General features: G+C 43.9%; 14 protein-coding genes. 2 read left to right on the plus strand and 12 right to left on the minus strand.

The genetic code is table 11. From position 1 onward, the window contains the following. On the plus strand, positions 1 to 1,683 hold the full coding sequence (locus OCV36_RS23045) for a BatD family protein (RefSeq protein WP_135454412.1): 1,683 nt from the start codon (positions 1 to 3) through the stop codon (positions 1,681 to 1,683). A gap of 137 nt (positions 1,684 to 1,820) precedes the next feature. Here OCV36_RS23045 and OCV36_RS23050 read toward each other — a convergent pair whose 3' ends face one another. From OCV36_RS23050 to OCV36_RS23070, 5 genes are all read right to left on the minus strand, one after another. Next, positions 1,821 to 3,965: a sensor domain-containing diguanylate cyclase gene (locus OCV36_RS23050; RefSeq protein WP_135454410.1), complete on the minus strand. Its 2,145-nt coding sequence runs from the start codon at positions 3,963 to 3,965 to the stop codon at positions 1,821 to 1,823. 348 nt (positions 3,966 to 4,313) lie between these two features. Beyond that, entirely contained in the window at positions 4,314 to 5,063 is a 750-nt protein-coding gene (gene pstB, locus OCV36_RS23055) for a phosphate ABC transporter ATP-binding protein PstB (protein WP_017074664.1), read from the minus strand. A 75-nt stretch (positions 5,064 to 5,138) separates the two neighbouring features. Continuing rightward, on the minus strand, positions 5,139 to 6,002 hold the full coding sequence (gene pstA, locus OCV36_RS23060) for a phosphate ABC transporter permease PstA (RefSeq protein ID WP_135454473.1): 864 nt from the start codon (positions 6,000 to 6,002) through the stop codon (positions 5,139 to 5,141). 65 nt (positions 6,003 to 6,067) lie between these two features. Next, positions 6,068 to 6,997, minus strand: coding sequence for a phosphate ABC transporter permease subunit PstC (pstC, locus tag OCV36_RS23065; protein ID WP_017074662.1), 930 nt, complete (start codon positions 6,995 to 6,997; stop codon positions 6,068 to 6,070). Between the two features lie 122 nt (positions 6,998 to 7,119). Next, positions 7,120 to 7,941: a phosphate ABC transporter substrate-binding protein gene (locus OCV36_RS23070; protein WP_135454408.1), complete on the minus strand. Its 822-nt coding sequence runs from the start codon at positions 7,939 to 7,941 to the stop codon at positions 7,120 to 7,122. A gap of 468 nt (positions 7,942 to 8,409) precedes the next feature. Between OCV36_RS23070 and OCV36_RS23075 the strand changes: the two genes are divergently transcribed. Next, positions 8,410 to 10,053 carry a methyl-accepting chemotaxis protein gene (locus OCV36_RS23075; protein ID WP_135454406.1) on the plus strand — a complete coding sequence of 548 codons (1,644 nt, stop codon included), beginning with the start codon at positions 8,410 to 8,412 and terminating at the stop codon, positions 10,051 to 10,053. A gap of 116 nt (positions 10,054 to 10,169) precedes the next feature. Here the strand turns inward: OCV36_RS23075 and OCV36_RS23080 are convergent, their stop codons facing one another. The 7 genes from OCV36_RS23080 to OCV36_RS23110 form a co-directional block, all read right to left on the minus strand. Beyond that, positions 10,170 to 10,727, minus strand: a complete 558-nt coding sequence (locus OCV36_RS23080) for an Lcl C-terminal domain-containing protein (RefSeq protein WP_135454404.1) — start codon at positions 10,725 to 10,727, stop codon at positions 10,170 to 10,172. Positions 10,728 to 10,729: 2 nt separating this feature from the next. After that, positions 10,730 to 12,214 carry an Lcl domain-containing protein gene (locus tag OCV36_RS23085; protein ID WP_135454402.1) on the minus strand — a complete coding sequence of 495 codons (1,485 nt, stop codon included), beginning with the start codon at positions 12,212 to 12,214 and terminating at the stop codon, positions 10,730 to 10,732. A gap of 4 nt (positions 12,215 to 12,218) precedes the next feature. Next, the gene (locus tag OCV36_RS23090; RefSeq protein ID WP_135454400.1) at positions 12,219 to 14,546 is read right to left on the minus strand and encodes a proprotein convertase P-domain-containing protein; all 2,328 of its coding nucleotides are present in this window, start codon (positions 14,544 to 14,546) and stop codon (positions 12,219 to 12,221) included. Between the two features lie 9 nt (positions 14,547 to 14,555). Beyond that, a complete protein-coding gene (locus tag OCV36_RS23095; RefSeq protein WP_135454398.1) occupies positions 14,556 to 16,697 on the minus strand; it encodes a TonB-dependent hemoglobin/transferrin/lactoferrin family receptor in 2,142 nt (713 codons plus the stop codon). After that, positions 16,698 to 18,719, minus strand: a complete 2,022-nt coding sequence (locus OCV36_RS23100) for a prolyl oligopeptidase family serine peptidase (protein ID WP_135454396.1) — start codon at positions 18,717 to 18,719, stop codon at positions 16,698 to 16,700. 311 nt (positions 18,720 to 19,030) lie between these two features. Beyond that, positions 19,031 to 19,924, minus strand: coding sequence for a lipase secretion chaperone (locus OCV36_RS23105; RefSeq protein WP_135454394.1), 894 nt, complete (start codon positions 19,922 to 19,924; stop codon positions 19,031 to 19,033). A gap of 39 nt (positions 19,925 to 19,963) precedes the next feature. After that, complete coding sequence (locus tag OCV36_RS23110; protein WP_108121857.1) at positions 19,964 to 20,905, minus strand: lipase family alpha/beta hydrolase; 942 nt, start codon at positions 20,903 to 20,905, stop codon at positions 19,964 to 19,966. Positions 20,906 to 21,061: the final 156 nt, after the last annotated feature.

Below are 21,061 nucleotides of genomic sequence, written 5' to 3' on the forward strand. Positions count from 1 at the left end.
ATGCAATTTTTAAACAAGCCATTTTTATCAATACTACTGACACTGTTAATCGGTGCTTTCTCGTCACATTCTGTATTCGCAGCAACCGCTGTTGCGAGCGTTTCGCAAAACAGTGTGACCAAAGATGAAGTCTTCCTACTTAGAGTGGCGACCGATGAAAAAGTATCGTCCGGTGCTTTAGATCTATCCCCCCTTCAGAAGGATTTCTACGTCAGCACCCCAAGATTTGGGTCGTCGATGCGAATCGTAAATGGCAGCCGTTCGGTGTCTAGCGAATGGAATATTACCCTTGCCCCACTTCGATTAGGCCGATTTGAGATACCTAGCTTTGATATTGACGGCGCAAAAACCCAACCGATCACCATCAACGTTTCGGTTAATAAATCCGCTCCAAAGCAGAGTGATATGGCCGAGTTTCAACTTAACCTGAGTAAAGACTCGCTATACCCTCAAGAGGTCGCGGAGCTTGATGTAAAACTCATCATTAAGGCTGATCCGAGAAGACTTCAAGATCCTAAAATTGCGCCACCAAGTTCAGCGCAATTGGACGTGGAACCGATTGGAGAGTCTAAGCAATTTCAAGATGTTATCAACGGACAAGAAGTCACGGTTGTTCAGCAATCTTTCCATATATCGTCACAGCAAGCAGGTCAATTTCAGCTTCAAGGGCCAAAGTTAACCGGTGCTGTTGTTTACTCAACCAACAACTCAAGCACAACGCGCCTTTTCCAACTCGACACGCCCGTTGAAACCTTAGATGTCACAGTGAACCCGGTACCAAAAGGCTATCAAGGTGAGTGGTTACCAACATCGAACTTCAAGTTGATTCAGAAGTGGTCAGATAGCCAAGGTAACGAGTTAACACGTAACCAAGGTTTAGGCATTGATAACAAACCACTTGAAATGGAAGCGGGTGATTCTTTAACTCGAACCATCACCATGACAGCCAGTAATTTAACCCAGCACCAATTGCCAAAGCTGAACATTCCCTACCCTAAATCGGTACGTGTTTATGAAGAGAAGCCTCAATTTGGCACCACCCAATCCGGTGATGCTGTCGTTGTCTATAAGCAGGTACTAATCCCTAAGGAACCAGGAAGCATCTCTCTGCCTGATGTTTCTCAAGCTTGGTTTAACACAGACTCACAATCACAAGAAACCAGTAAAGCTCTTGGTCTTGAGTTGTCGGTTCAGGCAAGTGAACGCGCTAGCTCAAGCTCGCCAGCTCCTGTTATGGAGACACCAACTCAACAAGCTAGCCCGACGATTGTTACCGTTGATAACCCAGGAATATGGCCGTACCTAACTGCGCTGTTCGTTGCCTTGTGGTTAATCAGCTCTGCAGTTGCGTTGTACTTCTGGTCACACCGCGGTACCGCAGTAAAACTAAAGCACCAAGATGAACGTCAATCCGATACAGCCGAAGCGCTGATTACCGTACTGAAAGCGAAAGATGGGGTGATGACGAGAACCTTGTTTGAGCAATGGAAAACAGAAAACTCAAACTTAAGTGGTGAGACGTTAGAAACAATCGAAGCCGAGCTCAACAAGCTCAACCAAAGCCTATATGCAGAAGCTGGGGCACCAAGTCAGTCATGGGATCCAGCTTTAGCAATCAAAGCAGTTAAGAAGCCAAAACGCATGTTGAGCAAAGCACACAAGAGCACATTAGAAAGGCTTTAATTAACTAGCGATCTAAGTAAGCAGAACGCTAGTTAAGCAGAAAATCTAAGTAAGTAAAAAAGAACGAAGCCGTGATGACCACATTGTGATCATCACGGCTTCATTCGTTTTTAAGAGCGGAGAAAATAAATACCACACTAAGTCAGTGGCGTCGCAACCTTTCTTCGCTTTAAAGCAGAGACAATTCTATTTCGCCCTGAATCTTTAGCTTGATACAAGGCCTTGTCTGCCTTTCCATACAATAGATCGAAGTCGAACTGGTGTTGATCAGAGGTGATCGACGCATAACCGACAGACGCAGTTAAATATTGGCTGGTAGTACTTTCACAATGGAGGATCTTCGCCTCTTCAATACATCGACGAATCGACTCAGCTCGCTGCTTGGTTGTCGCATGACTGGTTCCGATCATCAATAACATAAACTCCTCGCCTCCAATTCGGCAGAAAGTTTCTTTATCGCTGTATACATGATCGTTCAATATTTTACCGATCGTACGCAGAGCAGCGTCACCTTCAGTGTGGCCATAGACACTGTTGTATAAACCAAAATGATCAAGGTCGACGAGAATCAACCCAAATGTGACATCTTGTTGTGTGGCAAATACACCCTGCTCGTCACAATTCAAGTCCTCTAAAACCTGAGTCAACATACGGCGATTACCAAGGCGAGTCAGAGGATCGAGCTTAGAAATAACTTCCAACTGTTCGTTCGCCAACTCCAACTCCTTAGTTCGTTTGCTGACTTCCTGTTCAAGTGTCTCATTGAGCTTTTTAAGCTCCTCTTGTGCCATCGTTCTTTGCAATACTTCAGCAAGGCTAGAGGCAAAGATACGTATCACTTCGCGTAATTGTGACGTTAAAGGGCTTCGGGTCAGTAAGTTATCTGCCGCAATGAACGCAATCGGATCGCCCGTATTGGTGGTGAGCATGGTCATGGCCGTCCAACCGACACCCACAATATTGAAGTCGTGATAGATAGGAACTGACTCTTCAAAGGCAACTTGATTCGGACAGGCCCGAGCGGCAGCAACAATATCACGCTCCACAAGCTCAGAGCGGTAGTAAGACTCATCGACAATATCGCCTTTAATATCAGTGCCCCAAGTACCTTGCATGTAACTGCAATTTTTATCGGTGAGAAAAACAGCCAGTCGGTCGATGCCTAGGTGCTGAATAGCAAAACTTACCGCTGACTTACACACTTCGCTGACAGTATCACAACGAGATAACTCAACCATGCTTGAATGAAGCATCCGTATGTTCTGCTCTTGGCGTTTGCGAATGTAGATCTGAGAAAGAAGTGAACCAAATGACTCGAGCATCTGTTTTTGATAATTGGTAATGGGTGAACGGTGGATGTAGTTGTCCATCGCGATCCAGCCCACAGGTTTATCCCCTTCGCGCAAGATAAGCATGCCATTCCAGCCCTGCCCGACCACTTTTCCTTCTGTATAGAGGGGAGCTTGTTCAATGATAACCAAATTGGTGTGGTTGTCCGACAATGCCTCTATGTATTCTGCTTCTAACTGATGCAAGTCGTACTGAGTATGATGCTCACTGTTTGTCATCCCTGCTTCATCAGTACCATACGTCCCGCTAAAGCAGCGCTTTTTCATATCAAGTAACATGAAAATCGCACGATCAAACCCAAGCCTATCTCGAACCGCCTCGACTGAAGCTTTATACAGCGCATCTAAAGATTCAGGGTTAGAGAGGTCTAATGCTACCTGATGGACCAATTTCATGTTATCGACAAACAACTCACGTAACTTAATCTCATCGAGATATTGAGCCTCACGTGTGTCTCTGTGTTTTATCTCAGTGGCAGCATTCTTTTCTGCTCGAATACACTGCCAACGCGCGGCGGCTAGCTGAAGGACATCAAGCCCTTGGTCAAAAGTTTGATTGACCTTTTCTGCATTGCAATTTTGAACAATTAAATAAGTTCTACAGGCAGGCGCATTATCAAGCATCATGATAAATGACTCACCACCCAATACATCCATGTGTTCCCACTTACACGTATTAATTGCCATAGGAAGTACACCGTCGGCGGTGTCAAATTGTGAAACCCAAGGCCAAAAGGTTGAGGGATAGTTTGCAAGAGAGGTTAATTCACCACAGGAGAACATTGGTAAAAAGCCGCTTTTCGTCGTTGGCTCAGAAAATATTCCAACCCCTTTAGGAGTCAGTACCTCGACAAGGTAATCAAAAAGAGATTCAGCCAATAAACGGTGGTCGCGCGTAGCAGATATTTGTTTTGCAAAGGCTTTAACAGGCACAGCTTCCGTCCATTGGCTATAAAGAATAAAGCAAAAATACAGAAGCCTTGATATGCAATCAATATAACTAAAAATGAGATGTTAAGCGGGTCGCAATTTCACTTTTAACATTATCACAAGCATGAGAAGGACTACAAAAATGGGATTTCCTGCCCAAAATCTCATCGACATTGGGGCTGTTATAAAGACATAAAAAAGCCCCACGTAAAGTGGGGCAAAACTTCCATCGCTTATAGTTATAGTGATAATTCTGTCGATCGATTCGATTATCTAACCTGCGTTTCAGTTAGCGTGCTCTGGTATTTGACAGCTAAAACAAAAGGTCAAATACAGCACTTGAATAATCAATTAACCAAAGTCACCGTTTACGTAACCTTTAGTACGATCATCTTTTGGTTCGCTGAAGATAACACTCGTTTCGTTGTGTTCTACAAGCTCGCCCATAAGGAAGAAAGCAGTACGGTCTGAAATACGACGCGCTTGTTGCATTGAGTGCGTTACGATAACGATAGTAAAATCTTTCTTCAGATCTTCCATCAACTCTTCAATCTTGTGAGTCGCGATTGGATCCAAGGCTGAGGTTGGTTCATCCATCAAAATCACGTCAGGTTGCATCGCGATCGTGCGAGCAATACACAGACGTTGTTGTTGACCACCAGATAAACCAAATGCGTGAGCTTTAAGACGATCTTTCACTTCATCCCACAATGCAGCTCCACGAAGCGAACTTTCAACTACTTCATCAATATGCTTTTTATCTTTAATACCCTGAGCACGTAAGCCGTAAGCGACATTTTCGTAAATGCTCATTGGGAACGGGTTTGGCTTTTGGAAAACCATACCCACCCTGATACGCAGGTCTGCAACATCAATATTGCCGTAAATGTTGGTGCCATCCATCTCAAGAAGACCAGTAATCTTCACACCTTCAATGAGATCATTCATGCGGTTCAGACAACGCAATAACGTTGATTTACCACAACCAGATGGGCCAATCAAAGCGGTAACTTGACGCTCTGGCACTGGTAAATTGATTGATTTAAGTGCTTGATTATCGCCGTAAAAAAGGTCTAGGTCTTTAATGTTAAATTTGTTCATGTTCATAATCTCGTAATTCGTCAAAGTCTGTACTGTGTTTGTTTTAAGAGCTCATTTAGCTCAAGAAAACCCTGCTTAGTAAGTTGCAGTATTAAAACGTCTTGCGATCAACTTGGTAAATGTGTTGATCAGCAGTACAAGAACAATCAGTACTGTTGCTGTGCCGTATGCTTGATTCCATTCTTCAATGGTAAACAGTTCTGTGGTTAGCTTATATAAGTGAACAGTTAGTGTTCGGCCAGAATCCATCAATGAATCTGGGATACGAGCAACCATACCAGCGGTCAGGAATACGGGTGCTGATTCACCAATAACACGACCAATACTCAGAATAATTGAAGTGATGATGCCTGGCATTGCACTTGGAAGAATCAAACGCCAGATCGTGTAGATTTTAGATGCACCTAAACCATATGAGCCTTCACGATAAGTTTGAGATACTGCCATTAATGCTTCTTCAGTGGTACGAATAATCACAGGAAGAATCAGGATACTCAATGTCAACGCGCCAGATAGGATAGAGAAACCTAAACCTAAGATAGCTACGAAGAATGTCATACCAAACAAACCGAAGATGATCGACGGGATACCCGCTAATGACTCAGTACAAAAACGTATGATTTTAACAAGTTTACTACCCACTTTTGCGTATTCAGTCAAATAGATTGCCGTCATGATACCCAGTGGTGCGGCAACCGCTATTGAAGCAAAAACCATATAGATAGTAGAGATGATCATCGGAAAAATACCGTGCTCATCGCCAGTACGAGTGTAGTCGTCAGTAATGAATGTCCAATCAACGTGCTGTAGGCCGTTAGAAAGGATGTACCACATAATCCAGAACAAGAAGCCCACAGTTAGAGCGGCAGCAGCCCAGATGAAGCCGCTTAACACGGCATCTTTACGTGCGCGAGCTTTCTTTAACGCGACTTTATTCATCGTCTTACCTTGAGAATTCGTAGGATTAGCTTGAGGTGTTACGTTATTTTCTAAAGACATAATGTTTACCTCGCCTTCTCACGGTTCAAGTAAAGGAGAATCGCATTAAGAGACATGATGAAGACAAGAAGAACAACACCCGTCGCGTATAGTGCACTTGCGTGAATGCCACTTGCGTAAGACATTTCAATCGCAATGTTTGCGGTTAGTGTACGAGCTGAATCTAAGATACCTTCAGGCATTGCTGGTGCATTACCCATCACCATGATGATTGCCATTGTTTCACCTAGCGCACGACCAATACCAAGAATCACACCCGTCATAATGCCAGAACGAGCAGCAGGAACGAGAAGCTTGAAGATGGTAAAAACCTTTGAAGCACCCAACGCTAAAGAGCCTTCTTTATACGTTCTTGGTACCGCGCGGATTGATGTTTCAGAAACCGTGATTACCGTCGGAAGGATCATCACACCCAGTACAATGATACCAGCCAAGATCGTGTTACCCGCAGGCACTTGAAATACGTTTTGAATCAGGGGAACGATAATGACTAGGCCGAAGAAGCCGTAAACTACCGAAGGAATACCCGCTAGCAATTCAACGGCAGGGCGAATGATATCCGCTAGACGCTTTGGCGCGATTTCAGCAATAAAGATTGCCGTTAAAACACCAATTGGTACACCAACCACTACCGCACCTAATGTCGATACGACAGATGCCACAATCATGGTAGCAACACCGTAAAGTGCTGGTGGTAGCCAGTTTTGCCCTAAAACGATGCCAGATAGGCCCGCTTCGCGGAATGCAGGGATACTTTCTCTAACGATGAAGTAAGCAATAACAGCAAGAGATACAATGCCGATAATTGCGCTTGTAAGAAATAAGCCGTGAAAAATACGCTCTTTCCAATCTACACGCTTCTTTTGACGTAAGCTGCGTTTCAGTTGAGTCGCTTCGCTATTCATAAGCTGTTCACTATTCGTTGCGATGGTCATAACAAGTCTCACATATCGATAATCCTTAACACGCTACGTGAGCGTAGGATTAACTCGAAGTGGGATAGAAAAGGCTCAGCCTGAAAAGGTAGGCTGAGCAATATTATTAATTTAGGTTTAGATTAGTTAACTGCGATGTAGCCTTTGCTCTCAACAAGAGACTGAGCTTCGTCAGTTAGCATCCAATCTAGGAATTTTTGAGCTTCAGCAGAAGGCTTGCCTTCTTTGTAAAGTACTAGGAAAGGACGAGCTACTTTGTAAGAGCCGTTCTTAACGTTGTCTACAGATGCTTCAGTACCGTCAATAGAAAGCGCGTTAACTGAGCTATCTACTGTACCTAGAGAGATGTAGCCGATTGCGTAAGGGTTAGATGCAACCATTGTTTTTAGTGCGCCGTTACCATTTGCAACTTGAGCACGCTGAGAGATTGCTGATACTTTTGTACCAGAAATTTTCATTTTTAGAGACATGATGTCTTCGAATGCACCACGAGTACCTGACGCTGTATCACGAGTGATTGCTACGATTGGCTTGTCTGCACCACCAACATCTTTCCAGTTTGTTACTTCGCCTTTGTAGATAGCCGTTACTTGCTCAGCTGTTAAACCTTCAAGGCCGTTCTTCGGGTTAACGACAACTGCGATACCGTCACGAGCAACAACTTCTTCAACGAGTGTTGTTTCTTTCTCGTCGTCTTTAAGGTTACGAGAAGACATACCTAAATCTGCACTGCCATTCTTAGCCGCTTTTACACCAGCAGAAGAACCAGGGCCTTGTACTTCAATAAATACGTTTGAATTCGTTTTCATGTATGTTTCAGAGAAAACTTCCATCAGTGGAGTCACGCTGCTTGAACCAACTGCTGAAATAGTTTCTTTAGCTGAAGCTGGAGTCACTGTTAGTGCACCTAGAAGAGCGATTGCACCGATAACTGTCTTTTTCATCACAAATTTCCTTTAGTGGCGTAATTGCCGTAATGTTGTGTTTTGCTTGAACGGTGCCCACTTTAGAATCTGAATGTGACAGTTGTGTTTCACTTAATTGAAGCCTATATGACAACTACAACTTATTTTCTTGTTTTCCCCCTACCAAATAACCTTGAAGTAATAAATTAGCCTCACTCATAGGCACTGAATATTCATTCCAACCTATTTAAGCCAAACCGCTCAATATCTCGCCATCCCTTTTATTACCTAATACCACACAAGGTTCTGTGCTAAATAACCCTACCTTAAAAATGGCTAAAGACTTGTTTGTACGATAAATAATCAGAATTTATGAAATACCTATCGCATATATAAAAATAGCATCTATTACTGATTGAATTGTCATTCTCAATAGTTAGAATCACTGGCTAATAACAATAATAACAATTGCTTCTGCTCATTTACTTATTCAAAGAAGGACAATACATGCGACAACTTCTCAGTGGCTTATCTATAAAGATTCAAATCCTTATTCCAGTACTCTTTTCCGTCGTACTACTTTTGACGGGTGTCATTATCGGTGGTGACAAACTGGAAAATGCTTTTAAAGATATATCAACAGCTACAGATCAGCTAATTCTACATAAAGAAGAACTTAGCGAGATCGTCGACAACAGCTACGGCATGCGCATCAAAGCGATTTACAGCTTATTTAATGCAGACGATGTGAAAACCTTAGTTGAGACACTAAATCAAAAGCGCGACCAAAATGCGCGTCTATTAGATTCATTAAACACAGTGGCAGGGATGCAAGACGAAGTCGCAGCAATGCGTAAGGCGATGAATCACTACGTCGACTTCTCTCGCACCACCATACTTCCTCTATTAAGAGCAAAACATGGCAATACAGCGCTATCTTCTGACTTTGATAATCGCTACCAGATCGCAATTGACCAATACCGTCACGCGGGTAATGACATGGTGCAGGCAATCAATACGCTTTCTAAAAAGCTAAACCTGCTTGCCACTCAAGAAGTCGACATCAACGGCCAACAACACACCAGCACACTGGATACGGCGACCATCGCACTGTTAGTGATTCTTTCAATCGCATTAGTCATCAGCTGGACACTTGCTGGCATCATTGTTAAGCCTCTGAGCAATATTCAAGAAACGATGCGTGAAGTAGCAAAAGGTAACCTGTTAGTAAAAGCCGAAGAACATGGCGACAACGAGATATCGCGCCTTGCCCAAGACGTAAACAAATCAGTTGAGCAATTGCGTGACACGGTAAGTTCACTGTCTCGAATCAGTATTGAAGTTGCATCTGCGTCGACAGAACTAGCTGCAGTAATGACGCAATCAAGTGCTAACTCAGACCAAGAGAAGCAGGAAGTGGAGCAAGTTGCTTCTGCCGTGAACCAACTTGAGAGCACAGCAGCACACGTTAACGAGAATGCGGTACAAGCCGATTCAGCGTCTAAGCAAGCCGACGAAATGGCGACGCACAGTATGAGCTTGTTTAATGAGAGCAACCAAGCTAACGAGCAAATGGCGATTCAGCTTAGCGAAGCGGCAAACGTTGTAGGCACGCTAAAAGAGCATTCTGAACAAATTGGCAAAGTGATAGAGGTGATTCAAAGCATCTCTGAGCAAACCAACCTGCTTGCGCTTAACGCGGCAATTGAAGCAGCTCGCGCAGGTGAAAGTGGCCGTGGTTTCGCAGTTGTAGCCGATGAAGTTCGAATGCTGGCAGCCCGCACACAAGATTCAACCAAAGAGATCCAAGCGATCATCGAAGGCTTGCAGGTTCAATCGGGCAACGCTAATGAAAGCATGAGCAGCTCACTGTCTATGTTAGAGCACAACCAAACGCTCTCGGGCGAGGTAAGCGCGGCCCTTTCAGGTATTGCTAACTCAGTAACCGACATGACAGAAATAAACACTCAGGTTGCCTCTGCTGCAGAAGAGCAAAGCCAAGTGACTGCAGATATCAACCGTAATATCTCAAACATCTACAGCTTGGTAAGCCAAAACGTAACCGGTATTACCCAAGCCGCAGCAGCGAGCCACGAGCTATCTAACTTAGCCGAGCAGCAAAAGCAGCAGTTGGATTATTTTAAGGTATAGGGTTTAAGGTGTAAGCTTCAAGGTCTAAGCTTCAAGATCTAAGTTAAGACCTATATACCAGAACCTAAAAGGCCGTGGAAAACCACGGCCTTTTTATTTACGCATTAAGAACTAAATCATTCTGCAACTAATAAGACGCTAAATTTATATTGTGCGGCGTTGTACTGGTAAACCTCACCATTAATCGAATCAAACGTCATCACGCTCTGACCATCACTCGCAGGAGTTGAACTCCATATAAACGAAGCTAAGTTTCCAGCTTCAACGTTAAACGTCTCACCAAACACCTTGTGACTTATTGCTGGAGAGTGGCAAGCCACTTCTTTTAATGACACTAACTCTTTGATGTTTGGCATGCGCCACTCTTTTTCACCACCGAACTGATGCAACGCATGGCTGCCACTCTGGTCATTAATTGATTCAACCATAGCAAGCGCACTCTGCCAGTGGTACGTTTCAGCTGGCCCACTACAAGCTAATGTCTTCGTATCCCAAGTTTTGCCCAGCTGGCAACGCATCCAAGTTAATCCTGTCAGTTCATCGCTAAACGTCCCATTATCATTCGCGACATAACGCGTGCTCGGCGCCGATTTTTCCATATCTAAACTGCACTCTTGTGCCATTGCACCCGCAGAAAACAGAGCCATTAAAGTGATGGAGAGTAAATTTTTCATATCTATTGACCTTGTAGTGAAACTAAACGAACTGGAAATTGGTACGAGTCATAATTATCTGAAGAATCAACATCACCTGAATAGATCTCTATAGAACCAACAACTCCTCTATCTGAGCCTTGTGTTCCAATCTCGTTATAATAGAAGCCACCTTCAACAGCGCCATTTGTGTATTGGCTATAAGTTATGGATTGAGTCCATACCGAGCCAGTGTAAGTTGTATAGTCAATACCAAGGGTTTGATGTGGGAAGTACTTGTAAGTTAAACCATAAACTTCACCGTCCGAGTTGGTTTCTGTCTCACCGAAGTCGAGCACGTTGTAGAATTCATGGAACGTTGGTAAGCGCCAATCTGACTTGCCGCATAAGTTCATTGCATTGATATGTTCAACGTAATCTTGAGTGGTACATATCGCATCACCTTTCGTTTTACACGTCGCTAAATCAACATCTTGATCGTAAGGCGTTACTATTCCGGGTAACTCAAGCGCTAATATGCGATCTTTATGTTGAATAGAGCTTTCATCATCCGTTTTCGACTCCCAAATCAAACCACTGCGTTGATCCAAAACACAAGACCACTCCGCAGCATCATCAGCAAGCACCTGGCCATTTGAATCTAGCTTTGCGAACTGGAAACCATTGCCGGTATTGGCATTCAGCTCTGTTTTATCAAATCCGTATTCTGCATCTTGACCTGGGAATGAACTCTGTGGTTCAACGACATTTTGTGTGTCATCGATATCTGAGAAATAGCGTAAAACACCCGTATCATTCAATGCTGTCGCAGCTTTTAGCTCTCCTTCGAGGAAATTTGCAAAAGCAGTAACTTGGTCATTATCTAGTACTCCACCCACATAATCGGCCGCACTCTTATCAAATTTCGCACTCAATTGAGCCAGCATGAACGCGCGATTAGAGTGCTTAAACGCCTTAATTGTTGATACGACATTTTGTTCCAGACTCGCGAGTTCAGATGCAGATAAATCGTCTTGGATATCGCCAGAGATCGTAATGCCACTTTTCGCCAACTGCGCTTTTAATTTGTTGTTTGCCTCAGCTACCGTTAACCCGTCTGCGACATAACCCGCCAATAGTGAACTGATACCATTAATCTCATTTCCAGTATTTTTTTGAAGACCGGGAGCAGCAATATAAGCGTAAGAAGATGCAGAACCGCTCGTGCTATTAGCTGCAATCCCTGTGTCCACCTGAGCTAACAAAGGCACAGATAAAATCGACTTTTTAGTACTGGTGATACTAAATTCGCCATTCGCGTTGGCTGTAGAACTTGGTTCCCCGCTATCGCACATGTAGTTTTGATTTATGTCTGCGCAGACCTTGCTTTGTAAATCTACATTCTGTGCTGTCACTGTACCTGACACGGTATAGGTTGGTGCAGCTGATGCAGAGGTATCGGAACTGCCCGAACCACCGCAGCCAGCAAGAGCCAAAGAGATGGCCAAAATTGTCAATTGAGGTTTCATAGAGTTATCTTCTTGTTTTGTTTTTAAAGAGCCTTGCCATCAGAGACAAGTAACGCGTACCAAATGACCTGCCGAACGAGATCAAGGACATAAATAAAATTGATATGAGTGAAGCTGAACCACCAGAAGAGCTACTCGCAACGGTTGGTTCTTGAGGTGAAGTCGTCGTTTCACCACATTCGTATTTCGAAATAGTGCCGAGTCCCCAACGCTTTAGGTTCCCAGTTTCACCATTCACATAATCGGCGATTTCTAAACGCCAAGACCCGTTAATAGGCTCACCCTTAAACGAATCAAGAACCGAGTCATGCTTGAGCGTGAAGTAACCATCAAAGCCAGAAAATCGCGTCGACTTATGGTTAAGTAAATCGACCCGTGTTCCCTTCGGTGAAATCAGAGTGACCACTAAATCGCTTAAACGAGGGTGTTCGATATCTAAATACATACCAAAATTTTCGTCTGCGACCTGAGCCGTTCCATTTAGAGTGAAATTGAATGTTTTAAAGCCAACGATCGGCTGATTAGTCGAGCTAAACCGGCTATCAGGAAGGTAACTGTTTACTTCTTTGATATCAGATTCGAGTACAGGTAAGCCATATACAAGAGACAAATCGTGCTGCCAATTTTGTGATTTGAGGGCATCGTTGTATCGGTAATCGACACTCGTATTCATAGCAACAGAAGATCCACACATCTCGCCTTTCGGAAGCGTCGCCTCTATCGACAATTGATCAACCGGATCGCTAACGAACGACTTCACCAATTCTGAAATATTGATTTGGCCATCCACTTGAGCCTGTCTTAACGTCGGGTACAACTCAATCGTCAACGGCTTATTTGGATCAATATATCGATCAGCGACCTCTACCTTAAAGGGCTCGATGATCAACCCATGCACATCAAATTTTTGCTTCAATATTTCGGCATAATCTCGATTTGGATATAGCTGTTGAGCCACAAACAGTGTGCTCTCAGCTAGGTCATGCATTTTCAATCCACGACCTAGCCCGTACATAGACTCGAGTACGATTGAATCGAACTCTTTAAAAGCCACTTCTCCATACTGTTCAACCGATGCTTTCAGAGCCTGGAACAAAGGCGTTGACCAAAGCTCATCCCCTAGTTCACCAGCAACACTTTCATGAGGACGATATTCCGCTTGTCTAAAGTAACGTGCTCTTTGATTCCATAGGCTACGAGTGGTATTTCTTACCCCAAAGTAACCATCCCAGTTAAAGACAGTATCAATCTCGAACTCTTGCCCTCGCGTCTGTGCATTTTCATACTGAGTACGAAAGCTAAAACTACCCGCCCAGTAGTCTCCAAACCCTTCACCGATGGCACCTGTATGGCCGTAAGCCCAATCTTTTACGATGTGATAATGAATCCCATGGCCAAGCTCATGCAGAATCACATCACCATCTAATGCATCAGGTGAGCCACCGCCAATACCAAACAAAGCCGCTTTGGAACCATAATAATACGTCGAGTTATCTGCAGATAAACCTCTGCCATCGAACTCAAGAGGGGCATCAAACAGATCAAAGCCCAAGCTGCTGATATAGCGTAAAGACTGATCTAGATGAGCAAATACCATCAATTGTAGGAATCGCACATCTTGCCAATCCACATTTTGCAGCTCGTTCAGATCGGCAAACTTTGTAACACCTTCAGCTGCGAGAAAGTTTGAACTGTCACGGTTTATGACAGCACCTGAGTCGGAGTCAATCGAATATAAGGCCGCTGCGTCGACCTGAGATACACGAGCATTGGTAAGGTAAATTCCATCACTATGATCCAACACCTCGACATCGGCTTGCATGTAATGTGGGAGACTTGGGTATTGGCTCACATCAGTTAGCAAACTTACTGGTGGCTCAGCTCTGTCCATGGTTCTCAAATCAGGACTGAACACATTCACATGCGTCGCAAAAATTTGCCCACTGCTTAAGCTCGGCGCACGCTCTGCTTCTAATAAGCGAGGAGCTTCCAGCTCAGCAGCCGTTGTCGGATTTCCGTTGAGTAACACGGTATTTTCTAAGCTTCTGAAAACGCGTGAAACCTGCTCGTCAGAATTAGTGGATAGGACCACAGATTTCTGTTGTTGGTACTCACCTTCGATCAATAAGTCGAAGTTGTAGTGATGTCCCAACTTAGACTGCGTTTGATAGCGAAACCTCAGCGTACCGACCTCTGGGTAAGCTTGTTCTAAATACGCTTTGGCTTCCTGCTGCGTTGATACAACAGTATTACCGAGAGGGTAATCCCACTCGGCGCCACTGCTTGTTGCTGAAACCAACAACAAAGCAAGGTATAGAGGACTCTTTTTCATATGTCCTCCTTAAAACGCATACTTGGCGTTAACGGTGAAGTAACGACCAGGTTCTGTAGAGTAAACTTTATTACTATCAGCTATGCCCGCGACATCTTGGTAACGGATGTATTCTTTGTCGAAAAGGTTGATAACGTTGGCGCTGACATCCAAACCAAAGGTCCAAGAGTAACTTACACCAAGGTCAACACTCGCCCAGCCAGAAGTAGTCGCACAGTCAGTAACGATACCTAAATCATCTTCACATTGAGGCACGTTGCCCATCGCTTGTGCCCAATTAACCTGTGCATACGCTGATAATGCATTGTTGTCATAAGCAATGCCGGCATTACCTTCCCAAGGCGTTAGTGTGCGAACTTTTTCTCCATCCTCATCTTCTCCATCAACATAGCCGACTTTTGTATTCACACTCCAAAATTCGCTTAAATGGTGTGCGACAGATGCTTCAATGCCATACGTCTCGACTCCATTTACGTTTTGATACTGCTTGTAGTAGTTACCTGTATTTGGGTCCGGCACAAACGTGACCTGTTTAACGTCGATAAAATTATCGAACTTCTGATAGAAAACAGCCGCATATAGCTGTGTTTGTCCATTATCAAACTTACTGCCCAGTTCAAACGAATCACTGGTTTCAGCCTCAAGGTCCATATTTGGCACAATGACAAATGGGGTAATTGGGACAAAATCATGGTTCTGATAACCATAAATTTTGTCATAACCCGGTGCTCTAAAGCCGTGGTTGTACGAAAGGTAGGTATTTAGCGAGTCTGTTAACTGATAGCTAACCGATAAGCTAGGAGAAAACTCGTTCGAATTTTGTTCCTTCACTTCGTAGCCATTGATTGTGCTCTGTGATTCAGGTTTCAACTGGTGTAAATCAACACGGGCTCCTGCCGTCACAGTCCAATGGTCAATTTCAATCGCGTCACGAATAAAAGCGGCAAAGTTGTACGAGCGGGCTGGAGCAAAAGGGACATCCGCGTTAAGTGACACTCCGTTCCAATCTAAAACAGAAGATTGACTTGGACGCTCATGGAGGTTGGTTTCCATACTCACGCCATAAGACAAGGTATGGCTCATGTTTTGATGTTGGAATGCGCTAATAAAATCGGCGTTTACACCGAGAAGCTGATCCGTAAAACCACGAACATCAATCGTTCTACGTAACTCAGAAACGTTATTGTTGGTTCGAGACATCAAACGATTGGTGGTATCTTCATTAGTCATATCACGCCAATAGATCTTGGCATCTAATTCCTCAAACCAAGTATTGGCAGGTAGGTACTCAAACCCCGCATACGCAGAGAACGTCTCGGTAGAAGACTGTTGGTCAAAATCTTCAGTGTCCCATTTGCCGTCCTTTTGGATCTTAGAAGACCCTTCTTTACGACTTGAATTCTCTTTGTAATACTCAACATTACCTTTGAGCATTAAGGCGTCACTTGACCAGTAGTTCAGGGTGTAACCACCACCGACGCCATCGATACTTCGGTTATATAGGTCTTCATCAAAATTACGGGTTTCTTCACCTTCCCAATAAGAAAGATTGGCCAAGCTTTCGAACTTGCCTGAACGGAAAGCAAGATTTGTCGCGCCTTTGTATTTATTACTGATACCGGTATAGGTTGCAGAGACGTCACTATAGAAATCTTTGTCGTCGAGGTAGTCTCCCGGCTTTTTAGATCTCACAACCACAACACCACCAATCGCACCGGACCCATACACAGACGAGCTCGCACCTTTGATGACTTCAATACTGTCGAGGTTCGACATATCGAATGAGTTGCGCCCTATTTTGTCGTTGATGTCATTAGCCCCAAAACCATCAGCAGATTTTATCCCGTCTTTTACAATCAAAATCCGGTTACCTGTCATACCGCGAATAGTAATGTTTTGCGGTCGTCCTGCCCCCCCAGAAACACTGACTCCAGGTTCACTCTTTATTGCGTCGTAAAGTTCTGTTGCGCCTTTTTTTTCTAGGTCTTCACCCGTGATCACGGCAACTGAACCTGCTACTTCAGATAACGGTTGCTCTATTTTGTTCGCCGTTACGAGCACCTCTTCAAAGTGGTAAACCTCAGATTCGGCGTACACGACGTTGGCAGCAAGTACACTCAGTACTGCCGCTGATAGGGGGGAAAGCTTCATTTACTGCTCCGCTTTAATGTCTTTCAGGGTAAGTGATAAAAGGAATGCGTATTCAAACGCTTGTTGTGCTAAGGATTTTCGTCTGTCTGTCGAATGTCCTTGAGTAAAGTTTGTCGACAATAGATAAGGCCCACTTCCAGTCGTTAGCTCGCTTAATTTTGCGTAATACTTAGCCCCTTCCCAATAGGGAACGCGGCGATCATTGAGGCCAACTTGAATCAATATCGGTGGGTAATTTTGTTCGCTAAGATTTAGATAAGGGTCATATTGCTGCATTACCTTCAATTCATCGGCAATGTTTGGATTGCCCCACTCACCGTACTGCTGAGCTGTTAGAGGTAATGCAGAATCAGACATGCTATTAACAACATCAACAAATGGCACTTTAAGGACAGCACCATCAAACAAGTCAGGAGCTTGATTTAAAGCTGCAGCAACAAGAGTGCCACCAGCACTTCCACCCATCGCATAAATAGGGCGCTTACCAAGATTGTATGCTGTCAAATCACGAGCAACTGCGATGAAATCCAAGATGGCATTTTCTTTTTTAATCCCCTTACCGGCTTGATACCAAGACTCACCATAAAACCCGCCCCCACGAACATGTGCAATTGCATAAATAACACCTTCATCAAGTAAGCTAATAATTTGTGGCATGAAATAGGGCTTCATCGTCATGCCATAAGCCCCGTATCCATACAAAAACACTGGTGTGGTCTTAATCAATTTGTCTTTGCGATAAGCCAAAGTGACTGGAATCGTTACCCCACCAGAATTCACCATAACTTGCTCGGTTTGATACGCTGATTGTTGGTATTGAGGGTAATGGTCTTGAGAGAAGCGTTCTCGTTGTAAAGTATCAGTATTCAACCGGACCCACTTCGCAGGCTGAGTCAGAGACATGCTGCGAATGTGCAATTTGTTACTTTGGTAGTCGCCCACTTGGCTTACCCAAGCAACTTGGCCCACGTCAGCCAATAACTGGCTTGAACGATAACGATTATCTTTGTCGAGAAAGTTTAGAGACTGAAACGCACCACTTTGGCTAACAACCACAGCGCCGGATTCAAACAGATAAAAGTTACTGATTCTGGAATCGTCATTAGGTGCATAGATCGTTTGCCACTGAATTACTTGTGCAGCCTGACTGAGTGGAGCTGAGTAAAAAGCGAAATCATTACGGGTATGGTTACTATTGGCATACAAGGTTGAACCCGCAACATCAACGTAGTATTCCACTCCCGCTTTACGTGACAAAAGTGGTTTGGAAATCTCACCTGTATCAAGATTTAGTAAACGTTGCTCGCTGGCGTTTTCACTGTTTGCCTGAACCACAGCAAATTGCTTATCACTGGAAAGGTAATACGAAAGCAACCAAGCGGGATCTAGCTCTTCGATTAAGCGGATTGGCTTGGACTCGCTTAAGAAATTTAGGGTTAACGCATACGGTCTCGAAGTGTGTTGTTCAAGCTGAATTAAATACAGAGACTGACCATCTTTCGACCACGCAATCGAACTGTCTACATTTTGAGCTACTGGTGTCACTTGACGACTTTGAAGATCAACAACACTGACTTGGTAGTGCTCTGACCCAGTTACATCTTCTGCAATCGCGAGCTTTGTTTTACTTGAATTTAGGGCCCAACCTCCTAGCTGATAGTAGTCAAAACCAACAGAGCGAGTGTCAATGTTGAGCAACTCAACTGAATTTGCACTCCCAACTTGTCGAGAGAGTAATACTCTCCCATTGTTACGATTTTGGATCGCATACTCAAATCCACCGATTTCTTTCCATGGTTTATCAGCACGCGCAGGACGATGGTCTTGCCAATTTTGTTGTAAGGATTCACTCAGAGATCGAACGCGTTCTTGATAAAGCTGAGTTTGATCATTCTGTTTATTAAGATAATTGAGTACTTCGCTAGCACTACGTGAATCATCCCTTAGCCAAGAGAACTGATCCGAAGCACCAACTCCTCCCGAAAAGGCGAGAACAAAAGCTAACAACACAAACGCTTTCATAAATAAAACAAATCCATACGCTAAATTAATAAATTTCGCGCATAATGCACCCAAACGATAATGAGATCAATTATCATTTACACATATTCGTGAGATTAATCACAAGAAGAGTATCAATTAATGATGGATTACTATTGTAATCTTGGAAGGAATTTATATTTAGATAAGCTTGAAAAATTAGTCGATAGTGTTCATTTAAATCAGAAAACTGACCATTTACAGAATAAGCAAACGTTTACTAAGTTTGTGACACGACTACCTCCACTAAGGAAATTTTGAAAACTTGAATAACTTCGTTAGCACAGCAAACCTTACTGACCGTTGTCAGTGGCTCTGATTCTCTCAATCGCTTCTACCCTTCTAAGTTGCTGGGGCTGAAAATGAGCTTCTCGAAGCTGGGCAATCGTCTCTTTTTGTTCAATTTCAGAGAGTGCTGAGTCATTCAAAATGTCATTTCGTTCGACAAAGTAGACCTCTAAAGCTCCATCAAAGTCCGCCCTTTGCTGATCAAGCGCTTCGAGCCTCTGTGTCGCTTCTTCGCCAACCAGTTCGCTTCTCTTCAAGTATTTCCCTTGTTCATCGAAGCCTTGTGAGCTAGATAGCTGCGGGAGTAATACTTGATTTTGATGACTGACTTGAACGTAATCCGGCTGCTCAGATAGATAAGACTCAAGCCTTTGTTGATATTCCGACTCGTCTAACCCTTCTTGTTTCAGAAGTAACTTTTCTAAAGCGACTTCCCTCATTCTGTTGTCATGGGTAAATAGAATACTTATCTCGCTCTCACTGAAAAATTGAGATTGGAGGTCGAGCAACGCTTGATTGAGTGCGCGTAAGTCCTCAGCGGATATTGATGTGGTGTCAAATTGGACATCTAATGATGTCAGTGCCGACTTGTACTCAAGATACTTTGCGAACAATGCTTCATCGACAATAGCAGCTTGTGATTGTTCGTGGTGATTCGCCACATTGTCACGAATCTCTTCAAGGGTTAACTCGGTGTTGCCTGACACGAAATATTCCATCATGTCTTTGGCTGATGCATTATCGATTTCGGTATCTTGTTGAGAAGCAACTTTCAAGGAAGAAACCTTTGGTTCTCTATTACCGTTTGGATCTAGGTCCTCTTTTACGACAATGAAAAAGACCGCCGCTGCACTCATCAGGGCTATTGTGGTTATCGACAAAATGGCGGTCTTTTTCATTGTATTTTCCTTGTTCTCTTATTAAATGGGCAGAGCCACCTACAGGCCTGCCAGCTTCAATCGATTGGCATGTTGACGATATAGCGTCACAGGATCGGTCTCAAAAAGATGGTGGATACCCAACAAGCCATTGATCTCGTCTAGGTGATTCATTTTATAATCGTCACCAATCACTTTGCCCAAATGCGCGCTGCATGCTCCCACTAAACCATCATTAGGTTCATTGAATGCTAAGCCAAGGATTGTCATCGCCCCATCAGTAGGATCAAGAAGATTGGTAAAATTGGAAGACCCTGTCCACGAGTAGTAATAAACGCCATTACTCGCTTGCCATTCGCCATCACCACACTCAGACGTAGGAACGCCTTCAGGGTAAAACTGATTGAATGCTAGCGAACCTTCGGTGGTCAAAGCTTCAAGAGAGGCAAGCCCGTCTTGATCCAAATCTGAGCCACCAGACAGCAAGTTAATAAGCGTGGTCAATCCACCAGCCAACTTAACCGCAATACCTTCTGTCGCAGAGCCTTCATCTACGGTTCCACGCACTAAGTCAGCCACCTTTGAGCCTTTATGAACCCCGCCAATACTCGTCACGGACGCAACAAGATCAGGTCGAACCGACGCCACATAACGTGCAGTCGGCCCTCCGTGGCTATGACCAACCAAATTCACTTTGCTTGCCCCAGTCGCAGCTAACAGAGTCTCAACTTGAGCCAGTAACTGCTCTCCACGTATTTCAGAGCTGTTGGTCGCTGATACTTGCGCTACATACACACTCGCGCCATCTTTGGTTAGGGACTCAGGTACGCCATAGAAATAATCCACACCCGCTAATGTATCGAAACCAAACAGACCATGTACCAACATAATGGGGTATTTAGTTTCTGTGTACCCGCTGACTTCTAATGCCGATGCGCTTGTTCCAGCATAGACACCAAAGCTCGATAGACAGGCTATTGTCCAAATTAATATTTTTTTCAATGCTCTTTCCTTAAACAGATTAGACCTCTGATGAGTAAAGGAACCGTAGGTTATAATTTTATAAAATAAAAAATTCGAGATTGATATTTGTGATGATGGGCTTAAATTAAACAGGGGTGATTAACATTGAAATATGCATCCCAATAAACAGCTTGT

It is taken from the genome of Vibrio echinoideorum, from assembly GCF_024347455.1.
Classification (GTDB): Bacteria; Pseudomonadota; Gammaproteobacteria; order Enterobacterales; family Vibrionaceae; genus Vibrio; species Vibrio echinoideorum.

What these genes read in the sequence shown, in the direction of transcription:
- pstB (WP_017074664.1), bottom strand. Translation starts at nt 5,063, where the DNA reads ATGAACAAATTTAACATTAAAGACCTAGACCTTTTTTACGGCGATAAT.
- OCV36_RS23100 (WP_135454396.1), bottom strand. Translation starts at nt 18,719, where the DNA reads ATGAAAGCGTTTGTGTTGTTAGCTTTTGTTCTCGCCTTTTCGGGAGGA.
- OCV36_RS23105 (WP_135454394.1), bottom strand. Translation starts at nt 19,924, where the DNA reads ATGAAAAAGACCGCCATTTTGTCGATAACCACAATAGCCCTGATGAGT.
- OCV36_RS23070 (WP_135454408.1), bottom strand. Translation starts at nt 7,941, where the DNA reads ATGAAAAAGACAGTTATCGGTGCAATCGCTCTTCTAGGTGCACTAACA.
- OCV36_RS23090 (WP_135454400.1), bottom strand. Translation starts at nt 14,546, where the DNA reads ATGAAAAAGAGTCCTCTATACCTTGCTTTGTTGTTGGTTTCAGCAACA.
- pstC (WP_017074662.1), bottom strand. Translation starts at nt 6,997, where the DNA reads ATGACCATCGCAACGAATAGTGAACAGCTTATGAATAGCGAAGCGACT.
- OCV36_RS23085 (WP_135454402.1), bottom strand. Translation starts at nt 12,214, where the DNA reads ATGAAACCTCAATTGACAATTTTGGCCATCTCTTTGGCTCTTGCTGGC.
- OCV36_RS23045 (WP_135454412.1), top strand. Translation starts at nt 1, where the DNA reads ATGCAATTTTTAAACAAGCCATTTTTATCAATACTACTGACACTGTTA.
- pstA (WP_135454473.1), bottom strand. Translation starts at nt 6,002, where the DNA reads ATGAATAAAGTCGCGTTAAAGAAAGCTCGCGCACGTAAAGATGCCGTG.
- OCV36_RS23095 (WP_135454398.1), bottom strand. Translation starts at nt 16,697, where the DNA reads ATGAAGCTTTCCCCCCTATCAGCGGCAGTACTGAGTGTACTTGCTGCC.
- OCV36_RS23075 (WP_135454406.1), top strand. Translation starts at nt 8,410, where the DNA reads ATGCGACAACTTCTCAGTGGCTTATCTATAAAGATTCAAATCCTTATT.
- OCV36_RS23080 (WP_135454404.1), bottom strand. Translation starts at nt 10,727, where the DNA reads ATGAAAAATTTACTCTCCATCACTTTAATGGCTCTGTTTTCTGCGGGT.